The organism is Arthrobacter sp. BC5, from assembly GCF_056680255.1.
This window is the reverse complement of record NZ_CM155273.1, coordinates 1564199-1582270: the sequence shown is the minus strand read 5'-3', so window position 1 is coordinate 1582270 and position 18072 is coordinate 1564199. Positions and strand designations below refer to the sequence as shown.

Genomic DNA, 18072 nt, shown 5'->3' with positions numbered 1-18072 from the left:
GGCCTACGTCGAGGGGCGTTCGGGGTATGTCTCCTGCAGCGCATGGATCGTATCGGCAGCGCACGCGCGGAGCAGTGGCATCGATCGCCGGGCGCCGTCGAGGCCGTCGGTGGCGATGAGCCGCTGCGTCGCGAGTGCTGCGTGGCCCAGGCGGACTGCCCCCGCCATGGCCGCCGACGCCGTCACGCTGAGGACGGCGTCCTCTGCCCCGCTCGCGTCTCCCGCGCGCATCCGCTGGTCGAGCCGGTCGATCTTCTGCTCGAGCGTCGAGGCGACGTCGCGCGCGAACCTCCCGACCACCGACGGGTCCGCGAAGTCACCCTCCATGTCCCGGAGCACCGCGGCATCGAGGAGCGGTGCCGCTTTCCCGGGCGCGCTCGCACCAGCCTCGCTGTCAGGGTGTGCCGCCCTGCCGCCCGGGTGCTGGGCAGGATCTACCGGAGTCGAATGGATGGGCACATCCCAAGGGTAACGACGGCGGAAGGTCACGCCACAGGATCGACCGCTTCTTGCGCAAAGCTTGTGGAAGGACGGCGGGAGGGCTTACACGGAACCGGCGCCCTGTGGTCCTAGGCCTTCCACGCGGCCCTGAACTCGCTGTGACCCGCCCACGGAAGTGCCACCAGCCGCAGGACGGCCAGACCCTCGGCCTCATCGAGTCCGGCACTCGCGTAGTCGATGATCCGCCGCTTGGACCGGCACTCCTCGAGGACCCGCTCCGGGTCGTACCAGCCGCGGGCCCCCCACACTTCCTCGGGGAGATGACCCACGCGGGCGGCTTTCTCGTCCTCGGAGATGCGGGCGTCCAGAAAAGCGGCGAGTTCATTCATACCCTCGAGCGTAGCGACAGTCTGCGCCACCCCGAGCCTGCGCCACCCGAGGCTCCGGCAGGCGTGGGCGCCCGGCCGTACGAGCGGGCAGTCCGGTCCTCCGGGTGCGTGCTAAGGGAGTTCCCGGTCCTGGATGCGGACGGCCTGTGCAGCCTGCTGTGGGAGCGGCAGTTCCACCCGGAACCGGGTGTGCCCGGGCTCGCTGGCCACGCTGATGGTTCCGCCGTTGGCTTCGACGAGGGCCTGGACGATCGCAAGTCCCAGACCCGTGCTGGTGGCAGTGCCTGTGCCGGCGGACCGTGCGGCGTCGCCCCTGCTGAAGCGCGTGAAGATGGTGTCGAGGAAGGCCGGGTCGATGCCCGTGCCCGTGTCCGTGACGGTGATGCTCACCCTTTCCTCCCCCACTGCGAGTGCCGTGGAGACCGCGGTACCCGGCGGGGTGTGCCTGTGCGCGTTGGAGAGGAGGTTGATGAGCACCTGGCGGATCTCGGCCTCCACCGCGCGTACCTCGACGGGCTCGTCGGGTAGGTCGAGGCTCCAGGAGTACCCGGGCGCAGACACCTGGGCGTCGCTGGTGGTCTCGATGACCAGTTCCGTCAGGTCGACGTCGGACACCTCGCCACGCTGGCCCTCGTCGAGCCGGGCGAGCAGCAGGAGGTCCTCGACGAGGGAGGACATGCGCTTGGACTCGCTGTCCACGCGCTCGAGCGCGGACCGCCCGGACGGGCTGACGTTCTCGCTCATGAGGATCAGCTCGGTGTACCCGCGGATGGATGTCAGGGGCGTGCGGAGCTCGTGGCTGGCGTCGGCCACGAACTGCCGGACCTTCGTCTCGCTCGCGTGCCGTTCCCGCAGGGCGCTGGTGACGTGGTCGATCATCTCGTTCAGGGCCAGTCCCACGGTGCCGACCTCCGTGCCGGGCTGGGCGGCGGCAGGGGGTACCCGCACGGGGATGGCCACCTCGCCGGAGGACAGCGGAAGCTGCGAGACGGACGTCGCGACGGCGGAGAGTTCCTCGAGCGGACGCAGCGACCGGCGGATGATCACCGTTCCGGCGAGGCCGGTGAGCGCCAGGCCCGCGAGGGACAGCCCGGCGACGGTCAGGTCGAGGCGGACAAGGGTGCTGTCACGCTCGGTGGTGGACAGGCCGGTGACCAGGACGGCGCCGTCGAGGTACGCCGGCAGTTCGGCTGCGTCCACCCGGTAGCGGCCGGTGCTCAGGGTCAGTTCCTCGGGGCCGGCGGCAGGATCGATCTCCTCCAGGAGGTCGAGGTCGGCGTCGGTGAGCGGTTCGGTGCTGCCGTCGTCCTGCACGAGCGCCGAGTTCAGCACCGCTCCGTCGTCGAACACCGCGTTGAGCGTGCCCGGCCGCTGCCCGGCCGCATTCTCGGGGTCGACGTCCCCGGATGGTCGCTGTCCGCCGCCCGGTGGACGCCCGCCGGGAAATCCCGCCCGCCCTGCAGCAGGCTCGAGGGCCGTGTCGAGTTGCCGCGTGAGGTAGTCGCTCATGGCCAGGTGGCTGAAGACGCCGATGGCCACGCAGATCGCCGTGAGCAGTGCGAGCGTCGCCAGGACCAGCTTCGTGCGCAGATGCAGCGGCCGGCGGCCCGGCAGGGCACCGGCATCAGGGGAAGCGGTCACGGAGCCGCCGGCTTGAGGACGTAGCCGGCACCGCGGACGGTGTGGATCATGGGTGTGCGTCCGGCGTCGATCTTCTTGCGCAGGTAGGAGATGTAGAGCTCGACGATGTTGGCCTGGCCGCCGAAATCGTAGTTCCAGACGTTGTCGAGGATCTGGGACTTGCTGACCACGCGGCGCGGGTTCTCCATGAGGTAGCGCAGTAGCTCCCACTGCGTGGCGGTCAGCACGATGTCCTCTCCATTGCGGGTCACCTCCCGGGTATCGACGTTCAGGACGAGGTCGCCGACCACCAGTTCGGCGGAGTCCGATGCCGCGACGCCGGAGCGCTGGACGAGGCGGTGGAGGCGCAGCATGAGTTCCTCCATGCTGAAGGGCTTGGTGACGTAGTCATCACCGCCCGCGGACAGGCCGGAGATGCGGTCCTGCACGGCGTCCTTGGCCGTGAGGAACAGCGCGGGGACGTCGGGGGCGAAGGTGCGGATCTTCTTCAGCGCCTCGATGCCGTCGACACCGGGCATCATCACGTCGAGGACCAGGACGTCGGGGCGGAAGTCCCGTGCCGCAGCCACCGCAGTGAGGCCGTCGTTCGCCGTCGTGACGCTCCAGCCGGCCATCCGCAGGCCCATGCTCACGAGTTCCGCGAGGCTCGTCTCGTCGTCGACGACGAGCGCGCGGATGGGGCTGCCGTCCGGGTGCGCGAGGCGGGGCAGGTTGTCCGTCATGGAATGGTGCGAGGCATCGGTCATCGTGTCTACCCGGGTGTCTTCCGTCATGTCGTGCATCGATACCGGTGGTGCCGGCGGTGCCGGACCGATCGGGGGCCCGGCGCTTGCGCTCCAGTATCCAGCACGGACGTAGACCCCGCCTTTCCAGAAGCTGTGCGGCCCCTGTGCGGGGAACTCCCAGCCGGCGGCGAGTCACCGCGGGGACGGCACCCTGCCGAGCTTCGAGGGCCACCAGATCTTCGGCCCGATGTCGTACGCGAGGGCCGGGATCAGCAGCGAGCGGACCAGCACGGTGTCGAGCAGTACACCGAACGCGACGATGAACGCGATCTGCGCGAGGAACAGGATGGGGATGACTCCCAGTGCCGCGAAGGTCGCCGCCAGCACGATGCCGGCCGAGGTGATGACCCCACCGGTGACCCCGAGCCCGCGGAGGATGCCGGGCCTCGTGCCGATCCGCAGTGCTTCCTCACGCACGCGGGTCATGAGGAAGATGTTGTAGTCCACGCCGAGAGCCACGAGGAACACGAAGGCGAACAGCGGCACCGAGGCGTCCGCGCCCTCGAACCCGAAGACCCCGTTGAACACCAGTGCGGAGACCCCCAGCGCCGTCGCGTTCGAGAGCGCCACACTGGCCACGAGGAGCACCGGCGCGAGCACGGAGCGCAGCAGGATGATCAGCACCAGGAGGATGACGAGCAGCACGATCGGGATGATCCTGACGAGGTCGGCGAGGGCCGTGTCGTTCGTGTCGATCGCCACCGCCGTGACGCCGCCCACCAGCGCGTCGGAGCCGGCGTCGTCGAGTGCGACGCGCAGGTCCCGCACCACGTCCTCCGCCTGCTCGGAGTCCGCCTGGAATTCGAGCGTCCCGCTGATCAGCACCCGGCCGTCCTCGACGACGGTCGCGCCGGTCGGATCGGTGGTCACGGTCGCCTCGGAGATGCCCTCCTGGGCCGTGACGACGCTCAGGGCCGTCTCCTGGTCGGCCTCGGGTGCGACGACGTAGACCGGGCTGCCCGATCCGGCGTCGAAGTGGCGCCCGAGGGCCTCCTGGCCGTCCACGGCGTTCGACGGCGTCAGGATCAGGGCGGACTGCGGGACGCCGCTGGCCTGCAGCTGGGTGAGACCGAGTGCACCGGCGACGAGGATGAGGAGCGATGCGATCCACACGACGCGCGGACGCAGGGCCACCAGGAGGGCGACTCGCTTCCAGACCCCCTTGAGCCGCTCCAGCCCCGTCTCGGCGCCGGCTCCGGTCGGCGCCGCGTGCTTTCCGTGGTGGGGCGTGATGCCGGCCGCGGCCTCCGGACTGAAGCGCGGCCGCAACGGCCAGAAGGCGGCGCGGCCGAAGAGCAGCAGGAGCGCCGGGAGGAGGGTCAGCGCTGCTGCGAGTGAGAACACGATGCCGATGGCGGCAATCGGGCCGAGGCTCTTGTTCGAGTTGAGGTCCGAGAACAGCAGGCAGAGCAGGCCGAGGATCACTGTTGCACCGGAGGCCAGGATCGGCTCCACCGACCCGCGGAACGCCACGCGCATGGCCTCCCACCTCGTCTCGTTCTCCCCCAGCGCTTCGCGGAACCGGGCGACGAGCAGCAGCGCGTAGTCCGTTGCCGCTCCGATCACGAGGATGGACAGGATGCCCTGGCTCTGGCCGCTGAGCTGGATCCAGTCCAGCTTCGCGAAGCCGAAGACCAGCAGGATCGACGTGGCCAGCGCGAACACCGAGGTCAGGAGCACGAGGAACGGCAACACGATGGAGCGGTAGACGGCGAGGAGGATGATGAACACCGCGCCGAGCGCCACACCGAGGAGGATCCCGTCGATCCCGCCGAAGGCCTCCACCAGGTCGTTCGTGAAGCCCGCCGGACCGGTGACGTAGCCGGTCACGCCGTCGGGCAGTTCGTCAGCCAGGACCGCGCGCAGCTCCGTGACGACCTCGGCGAGCTCGGCGTCCGAGGAGACGAACGCGATGTACTGGACCGCGAAGCCGTCCTCGGACGGGATGGGCCCCGCGACGGCGGGGGCTCCCTGGGCCGGCGGCTCGAGGCCCTCGACTCCGCCGAGTGCGGCGCCGAGCTCCTCGTACGAACCGAGGTCACGTGGATCGATCGGAGAGCCGGACTCGGCCACGATGACCGCGGGAATCGCGTCGGAATCGCTGAACCGCTGCTGGAGTTCACCGGCTTCCGTCGATTCCGCGCTCGCGGGGAGGAATGATGCCTGATCATTGCTCGAGACCTCCTCGAGCCGGCCGAACGTGGGCCCGCCCACCGCTGCGCCGACCAGCCAGATCAGCACGACGACGACGGGCAGCAGGACCCTCAGCCAGGTGTTCTTCATGTCCTCCGCGCCTCTCCTCAAATATCTCTACGGGAAAGTATATCTATCATAGAGATAATGGGAACAGACCTACACTGAAGGCGAAGAAGGTGAGGGATCATGGCCGCGAGGGACGAGCTCATGGCGCTCATGCAGCAGTTCACGGTCGAGACGGACCGCTATGTCGACGTCGCCAGCGAGCGCGACAGCCTCCACCGGACGGACCTCCACGCGCTGAGCATCATGATCGGCGCTGCACGCGCCGGCCTCACCGTGACCCCCGGGCTCCTGCGTGAGGAGCTGAACCTGAGCTCACCCGCGACGACCGCCCTCGTCGACCGCCTCGATTCCGCAGGTCACGTCACCCGTCGGCGCAGCGAGGTGGACCGGCGGCAGGTCCACCTCGAGATGACGGAGAAGGCACGCACCACGGGGGCCATGCTGTTCGCGCCGCTCGCGCGCCACATCAGTGCTGTCCTGGACGAGTATCCGGAGGAACAGCTGGCACTCCTGCGGGACATGGTGCGGAAGGTGACCGACGCCACGATCGCCGCCAAGAATGAGGCGCGGGACGACGCCGCCGCTGACTGACGGGCCTGCTACAGGCTAGCCTTCGAGACATGAACGACGAGGTCTACTCCCACGGACACCACCCGAGCGTGACGGCGGCGCATGCGTCCCGCACCGTCGCATCGTCGGCCGCCTATCTCGAACCGCTCCTCGAGGCCGGCCTGGACCTGCTGGACCTCGGCTGCGGCCCGGGCAGCATCACGGCCGGATTCGCCGACATCGTCGCACCCGGATCGGTCCTCGGCATCGACAGCTCGGCGGACGTCGTGGCGCAGGCCTCCGGAGCCCACGCCGACGTGGCCAACGTCGAGTTCCGCGAGGGCAACGTGTACGACCTCGACGCGGCCGACGAGTCCTTCGACGTCGTCCACGCCCACCAGCTCCTGCAGCACCTCGCCGATCCCGTGGCCGCGCTTCGCGAGATGCGCCGGGTGGTGCGGCCCGGGGGGATCGTGGCCGTCCGCGAAGCGGACTTCGGCGCGATGACCTGGTATCCCGCCAACCGTGAGCTCGATGAGTGGCGGGAACTCTACGGGACGCTGGCCCGCGGCAATCGCGGCGAGCCCGACGCCGGCCGGAGGCTGCCCGGCTGGGCTGCAGAGGCCGGGTTCTCCGACGTCGAGGTCTCGTCGTCGAACTGGATCTACGCGACCGCCGAGGACCGGCGTTCCCATGCCGAATCATGGGCGGAGCGTGTGCTGCACTCGGCCTTCGCCGATCAGACGCTCGAGCGCGGCCTCGCCGATCAGCAGACCCTCGACCGCCTGGCCGAAGGGTGGCGCCGATGGGCGCGCGCGGACGGCGGCGTGTTCCTGATGCCGAGTGTGGAGATCCTGGCCCGGGACTAGCTGTACCGGCCATCAGGTCGGTGACACTCGGAGGACGGGTGAGGTCCCGATGGTGCGGTTGAAGCGTGCTGCTGTGCCGTTGCTCCGGGGGCAACGGGCTTGCCACAGCTAGGCTGGCGGGATGTACCGCATTGTCACCGTCTGTACCGGGAACATCTGCCGCTCCCCCATGGCCGAGCTCATGCTGGCCCACGCCTTCGCGCGGGCCGGGATGGCGGAGGACGTCGCCGTCGACTCCGCGGGCACCACCGACTGGGAGTCCGGCCGGCCCATCGACGAGCGGGCAGCGGCGAAGCTGACCGAGCTGGGCATCGAGAGCCACCTGCACCGCGCGCGTCGCTTCGAGCCGGGCTGGTACCGGGAGCGGGACCTCATCCTCGCCCTCGACCTGGACCACTACCGGGAGCTGCGTGGGGACGCCCCGGACGACGACGCGCGCGACCGCATCCACCTCCTGCGCGAATTCGACCCATCGACCACGGCTACGGACCTCGAGGACCTGGGCATCTACGACCCCTGGTACGGCGATGCGAGCGATTTCGAGGCCACCTGGAGGATGGTCGACGGCGCGGTGGACGGCGTGGTCGACTACGTGCGCCACGAGCTCGACGCCGGCGGTTCGGGCGCCTGACGCGCGGCGCATACCATGAACGGGTGAATCCCTCCCTCTGGCTGGCGCTGCTCGGCGCCCAGACGCTCATCAGCTTCATGCCCGGCGCGGGAGCGGTGAACACGATGAGCAACGCCCTGGCCGTCGGGTTCCGCCGCTCCATCTGGGGCATCCTCGGGCAGCAGGCAGCCCTGCTGGTGCACATCGGCATCGCCGGTGCGGGGGTGGGACTCCTCGTCGCCAACTCCCCCGTCGCCTTCGACCTGATCCGCTACACCGGCGCCGCCTACCTGGTGTACCTCGGGGTGCGGAAATTCCTCGCGAGGCCGGAACACGGCGACGTCAGCGCCCTCCAGGGCAGCGAGGGACCCCTCTCGATGTTCCGTCGCGGCGTGTGGGTGAACCTGCTCAATCCCAAGGCCATCGTGTTCTTCCTCGCGCTGATCCCCCAGTTCATCCGACCGGACCAGCCGCTGCTCGGCCAGTACGGCGTCCTGGCGGCGACCGTCGTCGCCATCGACGTCCTCGTGATGTGGTTCTTCTACGCCGGCACGGCGCGCTCGTTCCGGCGTTTCACCCGGCACGATCGCGGCCAGGTGGTCCTCAACCGCACCTTCGGCTCGCTCTTCGTGGGTGTCGGCGCCCTGCTCGCCCTGGCCTGACCCGTGCCTCCCGCGACACCGCTGCTCATCGCGATCGACGGCCGGTCCGGCGCCGGCAAGACGACCCTCGCCGTGGAACTCGCAGCCCTCCTGCGCGAGCACCACAGCGTGAGCCTCTTCCACCTCGAGGACATCTATCCGGGGTGGGACGGGCTCGAGGACGGCATGGCCCGCTACGTGGAGCGCGTCCTCCGTCCGCTCCGGGCCGGGCGGCCGGCGCGCTGGAACGCCTGGGACTGGGGCCGCGGGCAGGACGGCGCGGAGCGCACGACGACGGCAGCGGAGATCGTCCTCCTGGAAGGGGTGGGCGCGGCGGCCGCTGCCGCGAGGTCCCTCCTCGACGCCGTCATCTGGATCGAGGCCGACCACGAGGTCAGGCGCCGCACGGCGATCGAGCGCGACGGCGACACCTATGCCCCGTTCTGGCACCGGTGGGCGGACCAGGAGTCGCGCTGGCTGGCCGATGACGATCCGGGTGCCGTGGCCGACGTCGTCGTGCAGGGCCATCAGGGACCACCCTCGCCCCAGGCGGTCCGCCTCGCCCTCACCGGGCTGCCCTCGTGCGCCATGCTGCTCGCTCCCGAACGCGCCGGGCGGCGCGGGCTCACGGTGGATTCCGAACGGGTCGACGCGGCGCCTGACCCCGCTGCGCTCTTCTCGACACTGTACGGAGCCGCCCCCGCAGCGGTGTGGCTCGACAGCTCCGATGCCGACTCGGCCGGCCCACGCAGCCGCTTCAGCATCATGGCCGACGCCGCCGGCGCTTTCGGGCAGCAGGCGCTGCACCGCAACGGTGTCACGGAGATCGCGGCCGGCCCCGTCACGGCGCGCGTCCGTGAGCCCTTCTTCCGCTGGCTCGACGACGTCTGGGGTCGCCGGGCCGTGCGCATGCCCGACGCCCTCGGGGGCGGGTTCGGACTGGGGTGGCTGGGCTACCTGGGGTACGAACTCAAGCGGGAGACCGGCGGGGCGGGCGGCCCGGCTGCCACCGGCCTTCCCGATGCCGCCCTTCTCTTCGCCGGCCGTGCCGTGGTCATCGACCACGCCGAGAAAGCGGTCTTCCTGCTGACCCTGACCGACGGGCGGGCCGATCCGGACCGCGACGCCTGGCTGGATCGGGCACGGAGCGCCGTCGCCGCGCCCGCCCCCGTGCCGCCGTCGCCCCGGCTGCCCGTCCCGTACTTCCGCGCGCGTGATGCGCGGGAGGAATACGTCGCGAAGATCCGGCGCGCCCAGGCCGAGATCGACGACGGCAACACCTACGAGGTGTGCCTGACGACATCGCTCTCGGCCCGCACCGAGCGCCTCGAACCGCTCGCCGCGTACCTGCGCCTGCGCGCCGCGAGCCCCGCACCGTTCGCGCACTTCCTGCGCTTCCCGGGCTTCGCCGTCGCGAGCACATCGCCCGAGCGCTTCCTGCAGGTCGACGCCGACGGCCTCATGCGGGCGGAGCCCATCAAGGGAACACGCGGCCGCTCGGCGGATCCCGCGACAGATGCCCTGCTCCGGGAGGAGCTGAGGACCTCCGCGAAGGACCGCGCGGAGAACATCATGATCGTGGACCTCCTCCGCAACGACCTCTCGCACCATGCGGTGCCCGGTTCGGTGACCGTCAGCAGGCTGTGCGACATCGAGACCTACGCCACGGTGCACCAGATGGTGAGCACCATCGACGCCCGGTTGCGGCCGGGCAGTGCGCGGGCCGGCGTCGTCGCGTCGGCGTTCCCCGCCGGCTCGATGACGGGCGCGCCGAAGATCAGCACCATGGCCATCCTCGACCGCCTGGAGCAGGCCCCGCGCGGCCCGTACTCGGGCGTGGCGGGGTATTTCAGCCTGACCGGAGCCACGGATCTCGCCGTCGTCATCCGTACCCTCGTGCTCGAGGAGGAGGACGGCGGCGGCACCCGCCTCACCCTCGGGGTGGGCGGGGCGATCACCGCCGACTCCGATCCGGCAGAGGAGTGGGACGAGGTGCGCACGAAGGCACACGGCGTCCTGTCGGCACTCGGGGCCACGTTCCCTGCATCCTGACGGCGGGCGGCGATGCCGCCCGCCGTCCCGCACGGACCCGAACTACTCTCGGTGCATGACCGCCTTCTGCCAGCCGACCACCCTGCGCGGCACCCGAACCGTCCTCGAACCCCTGTCGCCGGACCACCACGACGGCCTGGTGGAGGCAGCCCGCGATGGTGAGCTGTGGAGGCTCTGGTACACCTCCGTGCCGGACCCGGACGGCATGCGGCAGGAGATCAGCAGGCGCCTCGCCCTGCAGGACGGCGGCTCGATGCTGCCCTTCACCGCACGCCTCGTGGACCCGGACACCGGGGACGCCGCGAGGATCATCGGGATGACCACCTACATGAACATCGACCGGGACACCCCGCGCGTCGAGATCGGCTCGACCTGGAACGCGGCCTCGGCACACCGGACCGGCACCAACACCGAGTCCAAGTACCTCCTGCTGCGTCACGCCTTCGAGGTGTTCGGGTGCCCCGCCGTGGAGTTCCGCACGCACTGGCTCAACCACCAGTCGCGTGAGGCGATCATGCGGCTCGGCGCGAAGCAGGACGGCGTGCTTCGAAGCCACACCCGAGCCAGGAACGGCGAGCTGCGCGACACCGTGGTGTTCTCGATCCTCGCCCACGAGTGGCCGATGGTGCGCGACAACCTCCTGTACCGGATGTCGCGCCACCCCTGAATCGTCAGGTGCCGGCGGTCCTGTCAACCGGCGTCCCGCCCTGGCATCGCCGTCTGCCCCCGGCGCACCATGGTCACGTCATCCTGCGGCGACGGCCTCGGGCCACAACCGCAGGCCTCTTCACGAAAGGATCAACCCATGGCGGACATCGGTGGAATGGCGGACAAGGCCAAGGACTACGCGCAGGACAATCCCGAGAAGGTCGACCAGGCCAAGGACAAGGCCAAGGACACCCTCGACGGCAAGGACGGCGACCAGAAGTAGCTGACCGCGACCGGAGGCCGGACCACCCACGGGGTGGTCCGGCCTCCTCCGTGCACGACCGTCCTCCCTCTCCGACGCCGCACGGAGCGGATTTCCAGCCGATGCGCCCCGTGGAAAGCCGGGAGCGCCGGGCAGTCGCACACGAAGGGACAGCGAATACCCCAGACTGTCCTCATGGAGTGGACGCGCGCGAAGGACTGGTTGATCGGTGCTGCCGGGATGATCCTGGTCCTGGTGATCGCGGTAGCGATGCTGTGGTGGGCGGTGAGCGATCCGGCCGGTGGGGAGGAGCCAGGATCCACGCCGTCGTCGGGACCGGATCCCGACCGGTCGGCCGGGGCGCAGCCTCCATCGGACCTGGGCGAGGACGAGGTGTGGCTGGCCGACGTCGTGCTCGACGCCGGGACGGTCGTGACCCGCGGCTCTGTGCTCCGCGACGTCCGGGCCGTCGGAGAGAACGTGACCACCGGTCCCGATGGGTTGGTCGCGGCCCGGCTCACCGTGGATGCGACCGTGCCGTTCGAGGCCGTCGCCGACGAGCTCGGCGCGGGTACCGACGTCCGGGCCGACGGCGGTCAGGCCGTGGTGGTCCGCACCGTCGAGGTCCTGGGCCGGGAGCTGCGCGTCACCGCCACCGGCACGGTCGAGGTCGAGGCCGGCAGGCTGGTCGTCGAACCGCGCTCGATCGACATCGGCGGACCGGACCTCCTCTCGGAGACCACCGCGGCCGTCGTGCGCCGGCTCGTCACCATCGAGCACGACATCGAGGGCCTGCCCGAAGGCCTCGTGCTGCAGGACGTCGCCGTCCGGGGCGACGGCTTCCGGGCCGCCCTGCGCGGCGAGGACGTCGAGCTCGTCCCCTGACCTCTCCCATCCCGTCCTGGCGTGGATCATCCCGCAGCACGGCCAGCAGCGACGACGCCATCCTGCCCGCCGACGACCGGCCGCCTAGGACCGGCCGCCGCGGGGCAGGAACGGTGCCGTGCTCTCCCGGATCATCAGGCGCGGAAGCGCGATGCCGGCGTGCCCCGGACGGCCTGCGTCGTCTATCAGGGCGTCGATGCATGACCTGCCCAGCTCCTGGAACTCCTGCCGCACCGTTGTCAGGGACGGCTCGTAGAACTCGGCTTCAGGAACATCATCGAAGCCGATGACGCTCATGTCCCGTGGAACGCTGCAGCCCCGCTCTCGGAGAGCCTTCATGACACCGAGCGCCATCTGGTCGTTGCCCACGAAGACGGCGGTGGTTCCGTCCGCGAGATCGAGCCGCCTCCCGACGTCGTACCCTGAATGAGCGCTCCAGTCCCCCTGGTGCAGCACGCCTTCACCGAGGTGATGCGCACGAAGCGCAGCACGCCAGCCGTCCCTCCGGCGCCGTGCGTCGACCCAGTCGAGGGGACCGGCGAGGTGCGCGATCCTTCGGTGTCCGAGTTCGATGAGGTGCTCGACCGCCCGTGCCGCTCCGCCTTCCTGATCGAGCGAGACGTCACCCGGCCCGAGCCCGCCCCCGACCGTGACCATCGGGATGCTGGTCTGGACCTTCGCAAGCACCTCGAGGGCGGAGACGTGCGGCGTCACGGCGACGACACCCTCGACCCCCTGGTTCAGCAGTCCGCTGAGCGCCTCATTCACCGCGCTCTCGGAATAGTCCTTGAGGGTCACGACGGTCAGGAAGTAGCCGGCGGTCCGGGCAGCATCCTGGATGCCCATGAGGACACTCGAGGGACCGTACTGCGCCAGTTCGCCCGCCAGGACGCCGATGGAGTGGGTCCTCCCGGTTGCGAGCCACCGGGCGGCGGCATTGGGACGGTAATCCAGCTCCGCGATCGCGGCGCGCACCTTTCGGCGGGTCGCCTCGCTGACGTTGGGGTGCCGGTTCACGACGCGGGACACCGTCTGGTGCGAAACCCCCGCAAGGGTCGCGACGTCCGTGAGGCTCGGGCCTCGCGGTGTTGTCACTTCGGCCATGTCCGTTGATCGCCCATCTCCCCGACGTGGTCCAAGTATGCACGATTCCTCCTCGCGGCATCTTCTGTCAGGTCGGCGATGGCTCCTGTCAAGCCCGATCCGAAGAATGTGGCCAGAATCACTTGACCGCCCATTTGTTAGCGTTCACAATTGCAGCCAGGGCACGACGCCCGCGCAGCAATGACGGTGCAGATGCTCCTTGCTGTGGATCCGAATTCCAGGAGGCAGCAGTGTTCAAGAAATCCTTCGTAACGGTTATCGCCGCCACAACGCTCGCCCTGACGGCATGCGGTGGCGGATCCGGCTCCGGCTCCGGTGGAGGGTCCGATGACGGGATCACCATGGGCTTCGCGCAGGTCGGCGCAGAAAGCGGCTGGCGCACGGCGAACACGAAATCGGTGCAGGACTCCGCCAAGGAAGCGGGTATCGACCTCAAGTTCTCGGACGCCCAGCAGAAGCAGGAGAACCAGATCAAGGCGATCCGGTCCTACATCCAGCAGCAGGTGGACGTCATCGCCTTCTCACCGGTTGTCGAGTCGGGCTGGGACACCGTGCTGAAGGAAGCCAAGGACGCCGACATCCCCGTGATCCTGACGGACCGTGCCGTCGATTCCGCCGACACCTCCCTGTACAAGACCTTCCTCGGCTCGGACTTCATCGAGGAGGGCAAGAAGGCCGGCGACTGGCTCGTGCAGGACTCGGCATCGACGGACGGCCCCGTGAACATCGTCGAACTGCAGGGAACCACCGGCGCCGCTCCCGCGATCGACCGGAAGGAAGGATTCGAAGCCGCCATCGCGGCGGACCCCGACCTGAAGATCGTCCAGTCCCAGACCGGTGATTTCACCCGCAGCGGCGGGAAGCAGGTCATGGAGGCATTCCTCAAGAACACACCCGACATCGACGTCGTCTACGCCCACAACGACGACATGGGTCTGGGCGCGATCGAGGCCATCGAGGCCGCCGGGAAGGTGCCCGGCAAGGACATCAAGATCATCACCGTCGACGCCGTGAAGGACGGCATGACCGCCCTCGCGGAAGGCAAGATCAACTACATCGTCGAGTGCAACCCGCTCCTCGGGGACCAGCTGATGGATCTGGCCGAGAAGGTGGTCGCCGGCGAGGAGGTCCCGGCACGCGTCGTCACCGAGGAGTCGGCCTTCACTCCGGAGCAGGCCAAGGAAGTCCTGGCCAGCCGCGAGTACTAGGAGGGCCGACAGCAGGATCCGGGCGTCCACCAGCGGGCGCCCGGGCGGACGACAGGGGATGCGGCGGGCTCGTCCCGCCGCATCCCGACAGGAGGACAGAGTGATGAACGAGATCGTTCCCGTGGTCGAGATGAGCGGCATCTCCATCGAATTCCCGGGCGTGAAGGCCCTCGACGGAGTGGATCTCCGTTTGTTCCAGGGGGAAGTGCATGCCCTCATGGGCGAGAACGGCGCCGGGAAGTCGACCCTCATCAAGGCGCTGACCGGCGTCTATGCCATCGACGGCGGAACGATCACCGTGCTGGGCTCGAAGCACCGTTTCTCCTCGCCGGCGGAAGCACAGGCCGCACGCATCAGCACGGTCTACCAGGAGGTCAACCTCTGCCCGAACCTGTCCGTCGAGGAGAACATCCTGCTGGGACGCGAACCCCGCAGGCGCGGAAGCATCGCGTGGAAGGACGTCCGGCGGAGATCGAAGGAGGTGCTCCATCAGCTCCACCTGGGGCACATCGACCCCGGGTCCCTCCTGTCCTCCCATTCGATCGCGCTCCAGCAGCTCATCGCGATCGCTCGCGCCGTGCAGGTCGACGCCAAGGTCCTCATCCTCGACGAACCCACCTCCAGCCTCGACGCCGACGAGGTCCAGCAGCTGTTCGCGGTCATCCGGACCCTGCGTGACAGCGGGGTGGCCATCCTGTTCGTGTCGCACTTCCTCGAGCAGGTGTACGAGATCTCCGATCGCATGACCGTCCTGCGCAACGGCCGGCTCGTGGGTGAATACATGACCCGGGAGCTGCCGCGCATGGCGCTCATCTCCAAGATGATCGGCAAGGAGATGGATGCCCTCGCCGAACTCGAGAAGGCCGAGAACCGCCGCCAGTCGGATCGGGCGGAGGGATCGCCCCTGCTGGAGGCCGAGAACCTCGGGAGAAAGGGCTCGGTCCACCACGTGACCGTCGCCATCCATGCCGGAGAGATCCTTGGCCTGGCCGGGCTGTTGGGCTCGGGACGCACCGAGACGGCGCGGCTGCTCTTCGGAGCGGACCGTTCCGACCAGGGCAGCCTGCACATCGGCGGCACCGCGCGCACGCTCCGGACCCCCCGCTCGGCCATCGACCAGGGCATCGCCTTCTCCTCGGAGAACAGGAAGGAAGAAGGACTGATCGGGGACCTGTCGGTCCGCGACAACCTGGTCCTGGCCATGCAGGCCAGCAAGGGCTGGTTGCGGCGTGTCCCCCGGACCACCCAGGATCAACTGGCCGACAAGTTCATCGCGGCACTGGACATCCGCCCCGCCAGCAAGGACGCACTGATCCGGAACCTGAGCGGAGGCAACCAGCAGAAGGTGCTGCTGGCCCGCTGGCTCATCACCAACCCCCGTCTGCTCATCCTGGACGAGCCCACCAGGGGAATCGACATCGGCGCGAAGACGCAGATCCAGAGACTCATCAGCAGTCTCGCGTCGGACGGCATGTCCATCATCTTCATCTCGGCCGAACTCGAGGAAGTACTGCGCCTGAGTGATCGGATCGCCGTCCTCAAGGACCGGCAGATGGTCGCCGACCTGGCGAACGACGGAGTCACCATGGAGGACGTCATGACGATCATCGCGGGAACCAACGCATGAACGCCCTGCTGAAGCACCGACTCACCTGGCCCGTGCTCGCGCTGGTCCTCCTCCTCCTGCTCAATCAACTCTTCCGTGCGGATTTCCTGTCCGTCCGCGTCCAGGACGGACACCTGTACGGCAGCCTGATCGACATACTGCGGAACGGCGCTCCGACGGTCCTCATCGCCCTGGGCATGACGCTCGTCATCGCCTCGCGGGGCATCGACCTGTCCGTGGGAGCGGTGGCGGCCATCTCCGGAGCGGTGTCCTGCACCTACATCTACAACTCGCCGGACCCCTCGTCACCCACGACGGCGGCGGTGGCCGTGACCATCGCCGTGGTCGTGGGACTGGCGCTCGGGCTGTGGAACGGGTTCCTCGTCTCCGTGATCGGCATCCAGCCCATCATCGCCACCCTGGTCCTCATGACGGCAGGCAGGGGGCTGGCGCAACTGGTCACGGACGGCCAGATCATCTCGGTCTCCAATGATTCCTACCAGGCGATCGGAGCCGGCTTCTTCCTCGGACTGCCGATCTCCATCCTCATAGCGGCGGCGGCGTTCGGCGTGGCCGGGCTGCTGACGCGGCGCACAGCCCTTGGCACGCTCATCGAAGCGGTGGGCATCAACCCGGTGGCCAGCCGCCTTGCCGGAATCAACGCGCGCAACGTCACCTGGATCGTCTACGTCTTCAGCGGGCTGTGCGCAGCCGTCGCCGGACTGATGATCAGTTCGAATGTCACGGCTGCGGATGCCAACAACGCCGGCCTCTACATCGAGATGGACGCCATCCTCGCCGTCGTCATCGGCGGCACCTCGCTGGCCGGCGGGCGGTACAGCCTCGTGGGAACCCTCATCGGGGCGCTGATCATCCAGACCCTCACGACCACCGTCTACACCCTGGGCATTCCCCCCGAAGTGACCCTCGTGTTCAAGGCGCTCGTCGTCATCATCGTCTGCCTCCTCCAGTCCAGCAAGGCCCGAGCCCTCCTCGGGCAACGCAAACGCCCCGTGACCGAGCAGTCCGACGTGAAGGTGGCCATCTGATGTCGGTCCTCACCCGCACCCCGGCGCCCCTGAACCGCCCTCGGATCAGCCGCCTCCAGGGCAAGGCGCGCTATGCGCCGGCACTGGCCACGACCGGCCTGTTCCTCGCGATGTTCGCCGCGGGCGCGGTCATGTATCCGGGTTTCCTCTCGGGACAGGTGTTCCTCAACCTCCTGATCGACAACACCTTCCTGATCGTCCTCGCCGTCGGGATGACGTTCGTGATCCTCACCGGCGGGATCGACCTCTCCGTCGGCTCGGTCGTCGCCCTCTCGATGATGATTGCGGCGGCCCTCCTCCAGGCCGGCTGGAACCCGATGGCCGTCATCGCCCTCGTGCTCCTCACCGGCGCGACCTTCGGCCTGCTCATGGGGCTGGTCATCCAGGTCTTCGAGATCCAACCGTTCATCGTCACCCTCGCCGGGCTGTTCCTCGCGCGCGGGCTCTGCTACGTCATCAGCGTCGATTCGATCACCGTGACCGATCCCTTCTTCACGGCGATGGCCCAGGCGAGGATTCCGCTGGCCGACACGCTCTTCATCTCACCCGGCGTCGTGATTGCGCTGGTCGTCATCGCGCTCGCCTTCTACGTCCTGCACCAGACCCGGTTCGGCCGGACCGTGTACGCCATCGGCGGTGGGGAGTCCTCAGCCCTGCTGATGGGACTGGCCGTCCCGAGGACGAAGGTCCTCGTCTACGGGATCAGCGGCCTGTGCTCGGCGATCGCGGGTATCCTCTTCTCGTTCTACAGCCTCTCCGGCTACAGCCTGGCGGCGACCGGCCTGGAACTGGACGCCATCGCCGCGGTGGTGGTGGGCGGTACGCTGCTCACCGGCGGATACGGCTACGTCCTCGGCTCCCTTGCCGGGGTGCTCATCCTCGGCATCGTCCAGACGTTCATCTCCTACGAGGGCACCTTGAGCTCCTGGTGGACGCGGATCGTGATCGGCGCCCTGCTCCTCGCCTTCATCCTGCTGCAGAAGCTCTTCTCCCGGAAGGCCAGGCTCACCTGACGGCTCAGGCGGAGCGGCCGGCCCTTCATCAGCACGGGGCCGGCGGGGCAACCGCCGC

General features: G+C 69.0%; 18 protein-coding genes. 12 read left to right on the top strand and 6 right to left on the bottom strand.

Going from position 1 to position 18072, the window contains the following annotated elements:
* Positions 1-3: 3 nt before the first annotated feature.
* The 5 genes from AC1MFI_RS07335 to AC1MFI_RS07315 all read right to left on the bottom strand — a co-directional run bounded on the left by AC1MFI_RS07335 (position 4) and on the right by AC1MFI_RS07315 (position 5539).
* On the bottom strand, positions 4-459 hold the full coding sequence (locus AC1MFI_RS07335) for a hypothetical protein (protein ID WP_479820449.1): 456 nt from the start codon (positions 457-459) through the stop codon (positions 4-6).
* A 110-nt stretch (positions 460-569) separates the two neighbouring features.
* Positions 570-830, bottom strand: a complete 261-nt coding sequence (locus AC1MFI_RS07330; protein ID WP_479820448.1) for a DUF6221 family protein — start codon at positions 828-830, stop codon at positions 570-572.
* A gap of 111 nt (positions 831-941) precedes the next feature.
* Positions 942-2471, bottom strand: coding sequence for a sensor histidine kinase (locus AC1MFI_RS07325; protein ID WP_479820447.1), 1530 nt, complete (start codon positions 2469-2471; stop codon positions 942-944).
* Positions 2468-3244, bottom strand: coding sequence for a response regulator transcription factor (locus AC1MFI_RS07320; protein ID WP_479820446.1), 777 nt, complete (start codon positions 3242-3244; stop codon positions 2468-2470). Before AC1MFI_RS07320 ends, AC1MFI_RS07325 begins: the two co-directional genes overlap by 4 nt.
* Before the next feature lie 144 nt (positions 3245-3388).
* Positions 3389-5539, bottom strand: a complete 2151-nt coding sequence (locus AC1MFI_RS07315; RefSeq protein WP_479820445.1) for an MMPL family transporter — start codon at positions 5537-5539, stop codon at positions 3389-3391.
* Positions 5540-5638: 99 nt separating this feature from the next.
* Between AC1MFI_RS07315 and AC1MFI_RS07310 the strand changes: the two genes are divergently transcribed.
* From AC1MFI_RS07310 to AC1MFI_RS07275, 8 genes are all read left to right on the top strand, one after another.
* A complete protein-coding gene (locus tag AC1MFI_RS07310) occupies positions 5639-6109 on the top strand; it encodes a MarR family winged helix-turn-helix transcriptional regulator (RefSeq protein ID WP_479820444.1) in 471 nt (156 codons plus the stop codon).
* 29 nt (positions 6110-6138) lie between these two features.
* On the top strand, positions 6139-6936 hold the full coding sequence (locus tag AC1MFI_RS07305) for a methyltransferase domain-containing protein (RefSeq protein ID WP_479820443.1): 798 nt from the start codon (positions 6139-6141) through the stop codon (positions 6934-6936).
* A gap of 121 nt (positions 6937-7057) precedes the next feature.
* Positions 7058-7567, top strand: coding sequence for a low molecular weight protein-tyrosine-phosphatase (locus AC1MFI_RS07300; protein ID WP_479820442.1), 510 nt, complete (start codon positions 7058-7060; stop codon positions 7565-7567).
* 23 nt (positions 7568-7590) lie between these two features.
* Entirely contained in the window at positions 7591-8208 is a 618-nt protein-coding gene (locus AC1MFI_RS07295; RefSeq protein WP_479820441.1) for a LysE family transporter, read from the top strand.
* A gap of 3 nt (positions 8209-8211) precedes the next feature.
* On the top strand, positions 8212-10239 hold the full coding sequence (gene pabB / locus AC1MFI_RS07290; RefSeq protein WP_479820440.1) for an aminodeoxychorismate synthase component I: 2028 nt from the start codon (positions 8212-8214) through the stop codon (positions 10237-10239).
* Positions 10240-10294: 55 nt separating this feature from the next.
* Entirely contained in the window at positions 10295-10906 is a 612-nt protein-coding gene (locus AC1MFI_RS07285; protein ID WP_479820439.1) for a GNAT family N-acetyltransferase, read from the top strand.
* 138 nt (positions 10907-11044) lie between these two features.
* Positions 11045-11170, top strand: coding sequence for a hypothetical protein (locus AC1MFI_RS07280; protein WP_479820438.1), 126 nt, complete (start codon positions 11045-11047; stop codon positions 11168-11170).
* Between the two features lie 174 nt (positions 11171-11344).
* Positions 11345-12034, top strand: coding sequence for an LmeA family phospholipid-binding protein (locus AC1MFI_RS07275; protein WP_479820437.1), 690 nt, complete (start codon positions 11345-11347; stop codon positions 12032-12034).
* An 84-nt stretch (positions 12035-12118) separates the two neighbouring features.
* Here AC1MFI_RS07275 and AC1MFI_RS07270 read toward each other — a convergent pair whose 3' ends face one another.
* Complete coding sequence (locus AC1MFI_RS07270) at positions 12119-13138, bottom strand: LacI family DNA-binding transcriptional regulator (RefSeq protein WP_479820436.1); 1020 nt, start codon at positions 13136-13138, stop codon at positions 12119-12121.
* A gap of 230 nt (positions 13139-13368) precedes the next feature.
* On the opposite strand from AC1MFI_RS07270, the gene AC1MFI_RS07265 reads away from it, so the two are divergent.
* The 4 genes from AC1MFI_RS07265 to yjfF all read left to right on the top strand — a co-directional run bounded on the left by AC1MFI_RS07265 (position 13369) and on the right by yjfF (position 18014).
* Positions 13369-14346: an ABC transporter substrate-binding protein gene (locus tag AC1MFI_RS07265; protein WP_479820435.1), complete on the top strand. Its 978-nt coding sequence runs from the start codon at positions 13369-13371 to the stop codon at positions 14344-14346.
* A 103-nt stretch (positions 14347-14449) separates the two neighbouring features.
* Entirely contained in the window at positions 14450-15973 is a 1524-nt protein-coding gene (locus tag AC1MFI_RS07260; RefSeq protein ID WP_479820434.1) for a sugar ABC transporter ATP-binding protein, read from the top strand.
* Positions 15970-17001 carry an ABC transporter permease gene (locus AC1MFI_RS07255; protein ID WP_479820433.1) on the top strand — a complete coding sequence of 344 codons (1032 nt, stop codon included), beginning with the start codon at positions 15970-15972 and terminating at the stop codon, positions 16999-17001. Before AC1MFI_RS07260 ends, AC1MFI_RS07255 begins: the two co-directional genes overlap by 4 nt.
* Entirely contained in the window at positions 17001-18014 is a 1014-nt protein-coding gene (yjfF, locus tag AC1MFI_RS07250) for a galactofuranose ABC transporter, permease protein YjfF (protein WP_479820432.1), read from the top strand. Before AC1MFI_RS07255 ends, yjfF begins: the two co-directional genes overlap by 1 nt.
* Positions 18015-18072 lie beyond the last annotated feature (58 nt).